The organism is Piscinibacter defluvii, from assembly GCF_004011805.1.
GTDB classification, from domain to species: domain Bacteria; phylum Pseudomonadota; class Gammaproteobacteria; order Burkholderiales; family Burkholderiaceae_C; genus Piscinibacter; species Piscinibacter defluvii.
Window position 1 is genome coordinate 795,543 of record NZ_ML137196.1, and the last position, 12,730, is coordinate 808,272.

Consider the following 12,730-nt stretch of genomic DNA (forward strand, 5'->3'; position numbering starts at 1 on the left):
TTACTTCACGGCGGCGACGATCTTCGTCGCGGCTTCGGCCATCGTGTCGGCGCTGATGATCGGCAGGCCGGACTCGGCCAGCATCTTCTTGCCCAGTTCCTCGTTCGTGCCCTTCATGCGCACCACGAGCGGCACCTTCAGGTTGACCGCCTTGCACGCGGCGATCACGCCCTCGGCGATGGTGTCGCAACGCATGATGCCGCCGAAGATGTTGACGAGGATGGCCTTCACCTTGGGCGATGACAGCATGATCTTGAAGGCCTCGGTCACCTTCTCGGCCGTGGCGCCGCCGCCGACGTCGAGGAAGTTGGCCGGCTCGCCGCCGAACAGCTTGATGGTGTCCATGGTCGCCATCGCGAGACCGGCGCCGTTGACCAGGCAGCCGATGTTGCCGTCGAGCTGGATGTAGGCGAGGTCGAACTTGCTCGCCTCGATCTCGGCCGGGTCCTCCTCGTCGAGATCGCGGTAGGCGACGATCTCGGGGTGGCGGAACAGCGCGTTCGAGTCGAAGTTGAACTTCGCGTCCAGCGCGATCAGGTTGCCCTTGGAGTCGCAGTTCAGCGGGTTGATCTCGACCAGCGAGGCGTCCGTCTCCATGTAGCAGCGGTACAGGTTCTGGAACAGCGTCGCGGCCTGCGCGTGCGAGGCCTCCGGCAGGCCCACGGCGGCGGCAATCTTCTTCGCCTGCGCCTCGCCCAGGCCGGCGAGCGGGTCGATCAGCTCGGTGATGATCTTCTCGGGGGTCTTGTGCGCAACCTCCTCGATGTCCATGCCGCCTTCGCTGGAGGCGATGAACGCCACCTTCTGCGAGGCGCGGTCGGTCACCAGCGAAACGTAGTACTCCTTCTTGATGTCCGCGCCTTCCTCGATGTAGAGGCGCCGCACCTTCTGGCCTTCGGGGCCGGTCTGGTGCGTCTTCAGCTGCATCCCGAGGATCTGCCCGGACAGGGTGCCGACGTCCTCGAGCGTCTTGGCCAACTTGACCCCGCCGCCCTTGCCGCGGCCGCCGGCGTGGATCTGCGCCTTGACGACCCAGACCGGGCCGCCGAGCTTCTGCGCGGCCTCGGTCGCCTCGCGCACGCTGAAGGCCGGGTAGCCGCGCGGCACGGGCACGCCGAACTGGCGCAGGATTTCCTTGCCCTGGTACTCATGAATCTTCATGGCTGTCTCGCTTGCTCAGGTTTCGAGAGGGAAGGCGCGGCCGCGGGGTCTGGCATGCCCCGGTACCAGCGCGGGTAGAACTGCTGGACGACCGGCCCGTCGCTGCGCAGCGCATGGCAGCGGTCGATCTGGAACGGCTGGTCGTCGGACTCGCCGCCTTCGCGGGTGTTCAGCACCTCGCCGGCGAAGGCCTGCACGACCGCCGTGGGCAGCACCTGCGTCAGCTCGGTCAGGTGGGTGCAGCCGGCGACGCCGCCGAGCCGCTCGCGCACGGCGCGGCGGAACCCGCGCATCAGGTTCAGGCCGACCAGCCGGGCGTACGCGTCCTCATGGTCGTCGCACTGGCCGGGATACGGCATGGCGCGGGTCTCGGAACCCGCTGCGACGATGTTGAAGGATTCGTCCACGACGACACGCAGCAGCATGTCGTGGATCGGATCGCCGGCGCGGCGCGTGCCGCCCGCGAGCATCACGTCGCGAGTCTTGACGTCGGTTATCTCGGCGTCGACCTCCCACAGCCCATTGCCGCGGGAATGCACCTGCACGTCGATGCGGCGACGGTGCTTGAGCTGGCGCTCGGGCGCGGCGGGCGGCAGGGCCATGGCGAGGCAGTGGAGGCTGGGGCAGACGCGTCATCCGGCCGGCCGTAACCTCGCTGGAACCCGCGCAATCGGCGCGCAATGTAGCATGCTGCGCTGCATCAAGCCTGACGGGAAACTGGCGCCGCGCCGGCGCGACGCGCTCAGTCAGGCAGCTCGTCGTCGTTGCCGGAGCCGGCTTCGCGCAGCACCTGGCGGACGACCTCGGCGGTGAAACCGCGGCCGGTCAGGAAGCGGGCCTGACGGGCCCGCTCGGCGGCATCGGCCGCCGGCCGGCCGAACTTCCGGGCCCACACCTCGCGCGCGCGCTCGCGCTCGTTCTGGCGCAGCTGCTCGGCCGACGGCGCATCCAGCGCCAGCCCGTGCTGCGCCAGCTCCTGGGCGATGCGGCGGTTGCCGTAGCGCGCCGCGCGGGCATGGACGCGCGACTCGACGAAACGCTCCTCGCTCAGGTGGCGCTGGGCCTGCAGCCAGTCGAGCAGGGCGTCGACACGGGCCGCCGGGTCGTCGTCGCCCTCGCCGGCGGCCTCGCCCAGCGCGGCCAGCGCCCGGGCATGCGGCAGCAGCTTGCGGCGCAGCTCGGACCGGCTGTGCTCGCGCTGTGCGAGCCACTGCAGCGCACGGGCCTTCAGCGAGCGCTGCGGCGCCGGCCCGGCAAGCGGGCCGCCGCGCACGCTGCGCAACGGCGGCGCGGGGCGCTCGTCCGCAGCCACGGAAGCCTTACTCCGCTGCGGCCTCGCCGGCGGGCAGCAGCGGAATGCCCACGGCCTCGCGCACCTTGTTCTCGATCTCGCGCGCCAGGTCGGGGTTCTCGCGCAGGAATTCGCGCGCGTTGTCCTTGCCCTGGCCGATCTTCTCGCCGTTGTAGGCGTACCAGGCGCCGCTCTTCTCGACCACCTTGTTGTTGACGCCCATGTCGATCACCTCGCCTTCGCGGCTGATGCCCTGGCCGTAGAGGATGTCGAACTCGGCGGTCTTGAAGGGCGGCGAGACCTTGTTCTTGACGACCTTGACCTTGGTCTCGTTGCCGATGACCTCCTCGCCCTTCTTGATGCTGCCGGTGCGGCGGATGTCCAGGCGCACCGAGGCGTAGAACTTGAGCGCGTTGCCGCCGGTGGTGGTCTCGGGGTTGCCGAACATCACGCCGATCTTCATGCGGATCTGGTTGATGAAGATGACCATGGTGTTGGTCTTCTTGATCGTGGCGGTCAGCTTGCGCAGCGCCTGGCTCATCAGGCGGGCCTGCAGGCCGGGCAGGGAGTCGCCCATCTCGCCTTCGATTTCCGCCTTGGGCGTGAGCGCGGCGACCGAGTCGACCACCACCAGGTCGACCGAGCCGGAGCGCACCAGCGCGTCGACGATCTCGAGCGCCTGCTCGCCGGTGTCGGGCTGGGAGATCAGCAGCTCCTGCAGGTTGACGCCGAGCTTCTGTGCGTACTGCACGTCGAGCGCGTGCTCGGCGTCGATGAAGGCACAGGTGCCGCCCTGCTTCTGCATCTCGGCGATGACCTGCAGCGTCAGCGTGGTCTTGCCGGAGGACTCCGGGCCGTAGATCTCGACCACCCGGCCGCGCGGCAGGCCACCCACACCGAGCGCGATGTCCAGGCCGAGAGAGCCGGTCGAGACGACCTGCACGTCCTCGATCTTCTCGCCCTCGCCGAGCCGCATGATCGAGCCCTTGCCGAACTGCTTCTCGATCTGCGCCAGCGCGGCCTGCAGGGCCTTGGCTTTTTCGGTGTTGAGGGCTTTGACGGGTGCGTCCATGCGGTTCTCCGGTGTTCGGCGCGATTATGGCAAAAGCTGGATGTTTGTACAGTAGCCTGCACCTTCGCTCGTGGGAGCGCTCCGGCGCTTGACATCGCGCAAGCGTGCCGCCGGTGCCTCGCTGCCTAAAATGGCGCCACACCGCTGGCAGGCGTACAGACCGGCGGCCCGATGGAGACGAGCATGCGCATCCTGGTAGCCGAAGACGATCAAGTCCTGGCCGACGGCCTGCTGCGCTCGTTGCGCAACGCCGGTTACGCCGTCGACCGCGTCGCCAGCGGCAGCGAGGCCGATGCAGCGCTCGCCTCGCACGAGTTCGACCTGCTGATCCTCGACCTCGGCCTGCCCAAGATGCACGGGCTGGAGGTCCTGCGCAAGCTGCGCGCCCGCGGCTCGTCGGTGCCGGTGCTGATCCTCACCGCGGCCGACAGCGTCGAGCAGCGCGTCAAGGGCCTGGACCTGGGCGCCGACGACTACATGGCCAAGCCGTTCTCGCTCCAGGAGCTGGAGGCGCGCGTGCGTGCGCTCACGCGCCGCGGCCTGGGCACCGCCTCGACGGTGATCAAGCACGGGCCGCTGACCTTCGACGCCACCGGCCGCGTGGCCTACATCAACGACCAGATGATCGAGCTCTCGGCGCGCGAACTCTCGCTGCTCGAGGTGCTGCTGCAGCGTGCCGGGCGCCTGGTCAGCAAGGACCAGCTGGTCGAGCGCCTGTGCGAGTGGGGCGAAGAGGTGAGCAACAACGCCATCGAGGTCTACATCCACCGCCTGCGCAAGAAGATCGAGCAGGGGCCGGTGCGGATCGCCACGGTGCGCGGCCTCGGCTACTGCCTCGAGAAGATCGCGGCCTGAACGATTCGTGCCGACCAGCCCGAAGGAGCAGCGCTCGCTCTTCGGCGAGATCCTCGACTGGATGCTCGCGCCGCTGCTGCTGCTGTGGCCGATGAGCGTCGCGCTGACCTGGCTGGTGGCGCAGAACATCGCCCACAAGCCCTACGACCGCGAACTCGCGTCGATGGCGCGCGTGCTGGCCAAGCAGGTGGCGGTGCGGCGCACCGACACCGGCGCGGCGGTGGCCGAATTCACCCTGCCGGCCCGGGCCGCCGAAGTGCTGCACACCGACGAGGACGACGTCTACTACCAGGTGCTGGGCCTGCGCGGCGAACTGCTCAGCGGCGACCGCCAGCTGCCGCTGCCGCTGGACGAGGAGCGCCCGCCGGTCGGCGACCTGCGCTTCCGAGACGCGACGATGGACCGCGACGACGTGCGCGTCGCCTACGTCTGGGTGCAGCCCGCCGGCGCCGCCGACGGGGTGGCGCTGGTGCAGGTGGCCGAGACGCTGGGCAAGCGCTCGCGCCTGGCCACCGAGATCATCAAGGGCGTGATCCTGCCGCAGTTCGTCATCCTGCCGGTGGCGGTGCTGCTGGTGTGGTTCGCGCTGGCGCGCGGCATCGCGCCGCTCAACGAGCTGCAGCAGCGCATCCGCCGGCGCGACAGCAACGACCTGTCGCCGATCGACGAGCGCGAGGCGCCCGAGGAGGTCTCGCCGCTGGTTCGCGCGATCAACGACCTGCTGGCGCGGCTGGACCAGTCGATCGCCACGCAGAAGCACTTCCTCGCCGACGCGGCGCACCAGCTGAAGACGCCGCTGGCCGGCCTGCGCACGCAGGCCGAGCTGGCGCAGCGCGAGATCGACGCCGGCCAGCGCGAACCGCTGGCGCTGAAGAAGTCGCTGCAGCAGATCGCTCACTCGAGCCAGAGCGCGGCGCACATGGTCAACCAGCTGCTGGCGATGGCACGTGCCGAGAACCAGGAGCAGCAGGCGCAGCGCCAGCCGGTCAACCTGGCCCGGCTGGCCACCGAGACGGTGCGCGACTTCGTGCCGCGCGCGATGGAGAAGCGCATCGACCTCGGCTACGAGGGGCCCGAGACGGGCCGACAGGCCAGCCACGGGCCGCGCGCGCTGGTCAACGGCAACCCGCTGCTGCTGCGCGAGCTGATCCGCAACCTGGTCGACAACGCGCTGCAGTACACGCCCGAGGGCGGTACGGTGACGGTGCGACTGATCGAGGATCCGTTCGGGCAGGTGGTGGTGCTGCAGGTCGAGGACTCCGGCCCCGGCATCCCGCCGGCCGAGCGCGACGCGGTGTTCCGGCCGTTCTACCGCACGCTGGGCACGAACGTGGACGGCAGCGGGCTGGGCCTGGCGATCGTCAGCGAGATCGCCACCCAGCACGGTGCGCAGATCCAGCTCGAGGACGCCAACCTGCGCCCGCGCCACGGCCTGTCGGACCACGCCGGCGCGCCGTTCGGCCCGGGCGCGCGCTTCACGCTGCGCTTCCCGGCGCTGCCGCCGGCGGCGACTGGCCCGCTACCCGTGGCGCCGTAGCCAGTCGTACAGGCTGGCGTCGTCCAGCGCAGCGCAGCCCTCGCGGCAGGCCCGTGCGAACAACCCAGCGGCCACGGCCCCGAGCGCCGGCTCGACGCCGGCGGCGCGCGCCATCGCCAGCGCCAACCGGCTGTCCTTGGCCAGCAGCGTGGTGTGGGCGCGCGGTGCCAGGTCGCCGGCCAGGGCGCGGCGCATGCGGTCCGAGCCGATCCAGCTCTGGCCCGAGGAGCGCTCGATCACTGCCAGCGCGGCCGCCGGGTCGAGCCCGACGCGGTCGGCCAGCGCCAGCGCCTCGGCGGCGCCGGCCAGGTTGATGGCCGCCAGCAGGTTGTTGACGAGCTTGGCGCGGGCGCCGTCGCCCGGCCGATCACCGAGCCGGAACACCTGGTTCGAGAGTGCCTCGATCACGCCGCGGGCGCGCTCGAAGGCCGACGGCGCACACGCCACCATCAGGCTCATGGTGCCGTCCAGCGCGCGCTGCGGTCCGCCGGACATCGGCGCATCGATCGGCGCCAGCCCGCGTGCGGCCAGGCGCGCGGCGCAGCGCTCGACGTCGTCGGGCGCGATCGTCGGGCACAGCAGCACCGGCGCGCCGGCCGGCAACGCGACAGCAGCACCCTCGTCGTCGAACAGCACCGCCTCGGTCTGCGCCGCATCGACCACGGCGACGATCAGCGCCTGGCTGCATGCCGCGAGCGCGGCGGCACTCGGCAGCACCGCCAGGCCGGCGTCGCGTGCCAGCGCCTCGCGCGCCGGGTCGATGTCGCGCACCGCCACCTCGAAGCCGCAGGCCTGCAGCCGCCGGGCCATGCCCCAGCCCATGTTGCCGATGCCGGCGATGCCGATGCGCCGCATCTCAGTGGCGCCCGGCCGCCCGAAGCCACTGAGCGACCCCTCGGGGGGCCGCGAGCCAGGGCGAGCTTGGGGGTTTCACATCAGGTCTGCACCAGGCGCCGGTGCCGCGCGATCGACATCAGGATGCCGAGCCCGAGCCCGAGCGTCACCATCGCCGTGCCGCCGTAGCTGATGAACGGCAGCGGCACGCCCACCACGGGCAGGATGCCGCTGACCATGCCCATGTTGACGAAGATGTAGGTGAACAGGCTGAGCGTGATCGCCCCGGCCAGCAGCCGGGTGAAGACCGTCGGCGCCTCGGCCGCGATCATCAGCCCGCGGAACAGCAGGAAGGTGAACAGCAGCAGCAGCACGCCGCCGCCGACCAGGCCGAACTCCTCGGCGAAGGCCGCGAACACGAAGTCGGTGGTGCGCTCGGGGATGAACTCCAGGTGCGTCTGAGTGCCCTTCATGAAACCCTTGCCCTCCACGCCGCCCGAGCCGATCGCGATCATGCCCTGGATGGTGTGGAAGCCCTTGCCCAGCGGGTCCTTGGTCGGGTCGAGCAGCGTGCAGACGCGGTGCTTCTGGTACTCGCGCAGCACCGGCCACTTGACATCGGGCTCGCAGATGCGATCGCCCGACAGCACCAGCGCGGTGATGGACAGCGCGCCGGCCAGCATCACCGGGATGATCAGCTTCCACGACAGCCCGGCGAAGAAGATCACGAACAACCCCGCGGCAAACACCAGGATCGCGGTGCCCAGGTCGGGCTGCTTGGCGATCAGGCCGACCGGGATCGCGAGGATGACGGTGGCGATCAGGAAGTCGGGCACACGCAGCTGCCCCTCGCGGCGCTGGAACCACCAGGCCAGCATCAGCGGCGTGGCGATCTTCAGCATCTCGCTGGGCTGGATGACGATGCCGACGTTGAGCCAGCGCGTCGCGCCCTTCTTCGTGATGCCGAACACGGCGGTGGCGATCAGCAGCGCCACGCCGATCGTGTAGAGCGGCAGGGCCAGCGCCATCAGCTTCTGAGGCGGCACCTGCGCGACGAGGAACAGGATGGCCAGCGCGATCAGCATGTTGCGGCCGTGGTCGACGAAGCGCGCGCCGTGATCGAAGCCGGCCGAGTACATCGTCACCAGCCCGACCCCGGCCAGCAGCAGGATCAGCAGCAGCAGCGGCGCGTCGAAGCCGCTGAACACCGGCAGGATGCGCTGCAGCAGCGAGGGCTTCTCGAACGCGACGCCGATGCCGGCCGGCCGGGTGTTCACTTCGCGCCCTCCTGCTGGGCCAGACGGGCGCCGGTCGACAGGTCGATGGTCGCCGCGCCGGGCAGCAGCACCTCGGCAGCCGGACGCGGCTTGCCCACCGGCGTGGTGGACTTGCCCTCGCGTGTCAGCGCCAGGTCCTCCTCGCTGGGCACGCTGCCGTTGAACAGGTAGTCGAACACGCGCCGGCTGATCGGCGCGGCCGCCTCGGAGCCGAAGCCCGCGTTCTCGACGATGATGGCCAGCGCCACCGTCGGCGCCTCCACCGGTCCGAAGGCCATGTAGAGCGAGTGGTCGCGCTGGTGCTCCTCGAGCTTGGCGGCGTTGTACTTCTCGTTCTGCCGGATGCCGACCGCCTGCGCGGTGCCGGTCTTGCCGCCGGTCTTGTAGTTCGCGCCGAGGTACGAGCGCACCGAGGTGCCCTCCTGCGTGACGCCGTGCAGCGCGCGGTTGATCAGCTCCACGTGTTCGGGCTTGAACGGCAGCGGCTCCAGCGCGTCGCTGGCCATGCGCCGGCGCTCGCGCGTCACCACGTCCTCGATCTCGCGCACCAGGCGCGGCTTGTAGCGCTGCCCGCCGGACACCAGCGTGGCCGTCGCGGCGGCCATCTGCAGCATCGTGAAGTTGTTGTAGCCCTGGCCGATGCCCAGCGAGATGGTCTCGCCGGCGTACCACTTCTGCAGCTCCGGCTTCTTGTAGGCGCGGCGCTTCCACTCGGTGGAGGGCAGCAGCCCGGTGACCTCGCCCTCCACGTCGATGCCGGTCTTGCGGCCGAAGCCGAAGGGCTCGAGCTGCTCGTGCATCAGGTCCACGCCCATCTCGTTGGCCAGCGAGTAGTAGTAGACGTTGCTCGACTTGACGATGCTGCGCACCATGTCGACCGGCCCGAGCCCGTGGTCGCCGTGGCTGCGGAAGGTGTGGTTGCCGAACACGAAGCTGCCGTTGTCCTGGATGACGACGCTCGGGCCGCGCTTGCCGGTGTTCAGCGCGGCCATCGCCATGAAGGGCTTGAAGGTCGAGCCCGGCGGGTAGGTGCCGCGCAGCGCGCGGTTCAGCAGCGGCTTGTCGATCGACTCGTTGAGTTCCTTCCAGGAGTCCGAGTCGATGCCGTCGACGAACAGGTTCGGGTCGAAGGTCGGCTTGCTGACGAAGGCCAGCACCTCGCCGTTGCGCGGGTCCAGCGCCACCAGCGCCCCGCGCCGGTCGCCGAACATCTGCTCGACCAGCGCCTGCAGCCGGATGTCCACCGACAGGATCACCATGTTGCCGGGCGTGGCCGGGTTGCTCTTCAGGCGCCGCACCGGGCGCCCGCCGGCGCTGGTCTCGACCTCCTCGAAGCCGGTGGTGCCGTGCAGCTCGGCCTCGTAGCTCTGCTCGATGCCGAGCTTGCCGATGTACTCGGTGCCGCGGTAGTTGGCCGCCTCCTCCGACTCGTCGATCTTCTCCTTCTCGGCCTGGTTGATGCGCCCGATGTAGCCGAGCAGGTGGCTGCCGGTCTCGCCCAGCGGGTAGTTGCGGAACAGCCGCGCCTTGATCTCCACGCCCGGAAAGCGGAAGCGCTGCGCGGTGAACCGCGCCACCTCCTCGTCGGTGAGCTTGGTGCGGATCGGCAGCGACTCGATGCTCTTGCTCTCCTCCAGCAGACGCCTGAAGCGCTTGCGGTCGCGCGTCTGGATGTCGACGATCTCGGCCAGACGGTCGATCAGCGGCTCGAGCTCGCCGGCCTTGGCCGGCGTGATCTCCAGCGTGTAGGCGGAGTAGTTGTTGGCCAGGATGACGCCGTTGCGGTCGACGATCAGCCCGCGGTTGGGCACGATCGGCACCACGGCGATGCGGTTGTTCTCGGCCTGGGTCGAGAGCTCGTCGTGCTTGTAGATCTGCAGGTGCACGAGCCGCGCGGCGAGCAGCCCGAAGGCGAAGAGCACGAACAGCGCCGCAGCGACCAGCCGCGTGTTGAAACGCGACAGTTCCTGCTCGACGTTCCGGATCTCGGTCATGACGACCCCTCGCCCGACGGGTACGTCGGTCGATCCCCCGCGGGGATGCGGGCCGGCTTGGGAGCGGCCCGGCGCTCGGCCCGTAGAGCCTCGGTGGCGACCCGAACCTTCATAGAGGTCTATTCTCGTCCGGGTCCGGCGGCCGGCGCTGCGGGGCGAGCAGCAGCCAGGTGGCAATCGGCCACAGCAGCGCCTCGATCACCGGGGCCACCAGCATGTTCCAGCCCGGGAACATGCCACCGGCCAGCATGCGCACCACCAGCGACACCAGGTGCGCGGCGAAGAACAGCGGCAGGATCTGCACGGCCTGCGAGGGCACCGTGAACCACAGCAGCCGGCGGTGGATGGTGATCGCGAAGAAGCTCAGCAGCGTGTAGGCGAGCGCGTGCTGGCCGAGCACGGCGCCGTCGTGCACGTCCATCATCAGCCCGAACAGGAAGGCCGCGCCAACGCCGACCCGACGCGCCTGGTGCACGTTCCAGAACACCAGCACCACGGCCAGGAAGTCCGGCATCGCCGGCACCCGGCCCAGCGGCACCAGGTTGAGCAGGAAGGCCAGCAGCAGCGTGAACCAGACGAACAGCGGGTTCGCCGGCAGCAGCAGGGCGTCGCCACGGGGAAGGATCACTTGCGCCCTCCCCGCCGCGGCGGCACCGGCGTCTCCTCGACCGGCGCGGGCGGGCGCGGCATCTGCAGGCCCATCGGCTCGAGCACCAGCACGTGGCGCACCGCGTCGGAGGCGGCCACCGGCTCGAGCAGGATGCGGGCGAAGCCGGAGTCGACCTTGCGGTCGACCAGCGTCACCCGGGCCACCGGCAGCCCCGGCGGGTAGACGCCGTCGACACCGGAGGTGGTGAGCAGGTCGCCGACCTGCACGTCGGCGTTGCCGGCCATGAAGCGCAGCTCCATGCCGGTGCGTGCGCCGAAGGCCGCGCCGCGCAGCAGGTTGCGGCTGTTCAGCACCGGGATGGCCGCGTCCTTGTCGGTCAGCAGCGTCACCTCGGAGAACAGCGGGTAGACCCGCGTCACCTGGCCAAGCACCCCGGCCTCGTTGATCACCGGGGCGGCCTGCGCCACGCCATGGGTCGCGCCGCGGTCGATGATCACCTTGCGCGAGAACGGGTCGGGTGCGTCGTACAGCACCTCGGCGGCGAGTGACTTGACGGTCAGTGCCGGGCGCAGCTCCAGCAGTGCACGCAGCCGGCCGTTCTCGGCCTGCAGCTGTTCCACGCGCAGCGCCCGCTCCGACTGGCGTGCCAGGTCGAGCCGGGCCTGCTCCTCGCTGGCCAGCGCCTGGCGCAGGCCGAGCAGGTAGGTGCCGCCGCCGCGCACCATCTCCACCGGCACCAGCAACGCCCGCTCGACCGGGTGCAGCACGGTCGCGAGGCCGGCGCGCAGCGGCACGGTGAGCTTGAAGCGCGTGTCGGCCACCATCAGGAACAGCGCCAGCGCCGCGAAGAAGGTCAGCTTCGTCAGTGCCGAGGGGCCCTGGCGGAAGAAGGGCGGCGGCGTCCGGTCGAGGGTGCCGAGCGGCATGGCCTCAGGCCCCGGACCCGGTCACTCGGAGGTGAAGATCGACCCCAGCCGTTCCATGCGCTCGAGCGCCATGCCGCAGCCGCGCACCACGCAGGTCAGCGGGTCTTCGGCCACCAGCACGGGCAGGCCGGTCTCCTCGGCCAGCAGGCGGTCCAGGTCGCGCAGCAGCGCGCCACCGCCGGTGAGCATCATGCCGCGCTCGGCGATGTCGGCGCCGAGTTCGGGCGGGGTCTGCTCCAGCGCGTTCTTGACGCTGGAGACGATCTGGTTGAGCGGGTCGGTCAGCGCTTCCAGGATCTCGTTGGACGAGATCGTGAACGAGCGCGGCACGCCTTCGCTCAGGTTGCGGCCCTTGACCTCCATCTCCTTGACCTCGGAGCCGGGGAAGGCCGAGCCGATGCTTTTCTTGATGGCCTCGGCGGTGGGCTCGCCGATCAGCATGCCGTAGTTGCGGCGGATGTAGTTGATGATGGCTTCGTCGAACTTGTCGCCGCCGACACGCACCGAGCCCTTCCACACCATGCCGCCGAGGCTGATGACGCCGACCTCGGTGGTGCCGCCGCCGATGTCGACCACCATCGAGCCCGAGGCCTCGGACACCGGCAGCCCGGCGCCGATCGCCGCGGCCATCGGCTCCTCGATCAGGTAGACCTCGCTGGCGCCGGCGCCCAGCGCCGACTCGCGGATCGCGCGCCGCTCGACCTGGGTCGAGCCGCACGGCACGCAGATGATGATCCGCGGGCTCGGGCGCAGCACCGAGCGCGGGTGGACCATCTTGATGAACTGCTTGAGCATCTGCTCGGTGACGGTGAAGTCGGCGATCACGCCGTCCTTCATCGGGCGGATCGCCTCGATGTTGCCGGGCACCTTGCCGAGCATCGCCTTGGCCTCGGCGCCGACCGCCTGGATGGTCTTCTTGCCGTTGGGGCCGCCTTCGTGGCGGATCGCGACGACCGACGGTTCGTCCAGGACGATGCCCTTGCCGCGCACGTAGATCAGCGTGTTCGCCGTGCCGAGGTCGATGGCCAGGTCCGTCGAGAAGTAGCGACGAAAGGATCCGAACATGAGAGGGGCTGCACCTGCTGCAAAGCGTTGCAGCGCGCAGCCGTGGGGCTTGTGGATAACCGGGGATAATACCCCATCGGCCCTCGGTCATTGACCTCGAACAGGGCC

12 protein-coding genes are annotated in these 12,730 nt (G+C 70.1%); 2 read left to right on the forward strand and 10 right to left on the reverse strand.

The window, feature by feature from the left end; all coding sequences use genetic code 11:
* The 4 genes from sucC to recA all read right to left on the reverse strand — a co-directional run bounded on the left by sucC (position 1) and on the right by recA (position 3,524).
* Complete coding sequence (sucC, locus tag D9C15_RS03545; protein WP_127996031.1) at positions 1-1,161, reverse strand: ADP-forming succinate--CoA ligase subunit beta; 1,161 nt, start codon at positions 1,159-1,161, stop codon at positions 1-3.
* Positions 1,158-1,763: a DUF2889 domain-containing protein gene (locus tag D9C15_RS03550; RefSeq protein WP_127996032.1), complete on the reverse strand. Its 606-nt coding sequence runs from the start codon at positions 1,761-1,763 to the stop codon at positions 1,158-1,160. The genes sucC and D9C15_RS03550 overlap by 4 nt, the downstream gene beginning before the upstream one ends.
* 140 nt (positions 1,764-1,903) lie before the next feature.
* Complete coding sequence (gene recX, locus D9C15_RS03555; RefSeq protein WP_127996122.1) at positions 1,904-2,434, reverse strand: recombination regulator RecX; 531 nt, start codon at positions 2,432-2,434, stop codon at positions 1,904-1,906.
* 46 nt (positions 2,435-2,480) lie between these two features.
* Entirely contained in the window at positions 2,481-3,524 is a 1,044-nt protein-coding gene (gene recA / locus D9C15_RS03560; protein WP_127996033.1) for a recombinase RecA, read from the reverse strand.
* A gap of 183 nt (positions 3,525-3,707) precedes the next feature.
* Between recA and D9C15_RS03565 the strand changes: the two genes are divergently transcribed.
* Entirely contained in the window at positions 3,708-4,379 is a 672-nt protein-coding gene (locus D9C15_RS03565) for a response regulator (protein ID WP_127996034.1), read from the forward strand.
* Between the two features lie 7 nt (positions 4,380-4,386).
* On the forward strand, positions 4,387-5,916 hold the full coding sequence (locus D9C15_RS03570) for a sensor histidine kinase (RefSeq protein ID WP_375138742.1): 1,530 nt from the start codon (positions 4,387-4,389) through the stop codon (positions 5,914-5,916).
* Here the strand turns inward: D9C15_RS03570 and D9C15_RS03575 are convergent.
* From D9C15_RS03575 to D9C15_RS03600, 6 genes are all read right to left on the reverse strand, one after another.
* Entirely contained in the window at positions 5,899-6,771 is an 873-nt protein-coding gene (locus tag D9C15_RS03575) for an NAD(P)-dependent oxidoreductase (RefSeq protein WP_127996035.1), read from the reverse strand. The two genes, D9C15_RS03570 and D9C15_RS03575, sit on opposite strands and share 18 nt — an antisense overlap.
* Positions 6,772-6,851: 80 nt before the next feature.
* Positions 6,852-8,006 (reverse strand): rod shape-determining protein RodA, encoded by a 1,155-nt coding sequence (gene rodA / locus D9C15_RS03580; protein WP_127996124.1) that lies wholly within the window; start codon positions 8,004-8,006, stop codon positions 6,852-6,854.
* Between the two features lie 17 nt (positions 8,007-8,023).
* A complete protein-coding gene (mrdA, locus tag D9C15_RS03585; protein ID WP_127996036.1) occupies positions 8,024-10,021 on the reverse strand; it encodes a penicillin-binding protein 2 in 1,998 nt (665 codons plus the stop codon).
* A 109-nt stretch (positions 10,022-10,130) separates the two neighbouring features.
* On the reverse strand, positions 10,131-10,649 hold the full coding sequence (gene mreD / locus D9C15_RS03590) for a rod shape-determining protein MreD (protein WP_127996037.1): 519 nt from the start codon (positions 10,647-10,649) through the stop codon (positions 10,131-10,133).
* On the reverse strand, positions 10,646-11,557 hold the full coding sequence (gene mreC / locus D9C15_RS03595; protein WP_127996038.1) for a rod shape-determining protein MreC: 912 nt from the start codon (positions 11,555-11,557) through the stop codon (positions 10,646-10,648). The genes mreD and mreC overlap by 4 nt, the downstream gene beginning before the upstream one ends.
* Positions 11,558-11,578: 21 nt before the next feature.
* The gene (locus tag D9C15_RS03600) at positions 11,579-12,622 is read right to left on the reverse strand and encodes a rod shape-determining protein (protein ID WP_112185472.1); all 1,044 of its coding nucleotides are present in this window, start codon (positions 12,620-12,622) and stop codon (positions 11,579-11,581) included.
* Between the last annotated feature and the right edge of the window lie 108 nt (positions 12,623-12,730).

Excerpts from the sequence above, each read along its gene's own strand:
- sucC (WP_127996031.1), bottom strand. The coding sequence starts at position 1,161 with ATGAAGATTCATGAGTACCAGGGCAAGGAAATCCTGCGCCAGTTCGGC.
- D9C15_RS03550 (WP_127996032.1), bottom strand. The coding sequence starts at position 1,763 with ATGGCCCTGCCGCCCGCCGCGCCCGAGCGCCAGCTCAAGCACCGTCGC.
- recA (WP_127996033.1), bottom strand. The coding sequence starts at position 3,524 with ATGGACGCACCCGTCAAAGCCCTCAACACCGAAAAAGCCAAGGCCCTG.
- D9C15_RS03565 (WP_127996034.1), top strand. The coding sequence starts at position 3,708 with ATGCGCATCCTGGTAGCCGAAGACGATCAAGTCCTGGCCGACGGCCTG.
- D9C15_RS03575 (WP_127996035.1), bottom strand. The coding sequence starts at position 6,771 with ATGCGGCGCATCGGCATCGCCGGCATCGGCAACATGGGCTGGGGCATG.
- mrdA (WP_127996036.1), bottom strand. The coding sequence starts at position 10,021 with ATGACCGAGATCCGGAACGTCGAGCAGGAACTGTCGCGTTTCAACACG.
- mreC (WP_127996038.1), bottom strand. The coding sequence starts at position 11,557 with ATGCCGCTCGGCACCCTCGACCGGACGCCGCCGCCCTTCTTCCGCCAG.
- D9C15_RS03600 (WP_112185472.1), bottom strand. The coding sequence starts at position 12,622 with ATGTTCGGATCCTTTCGTCGCTACTTCTCGACGGACCTGGCCATCGAC.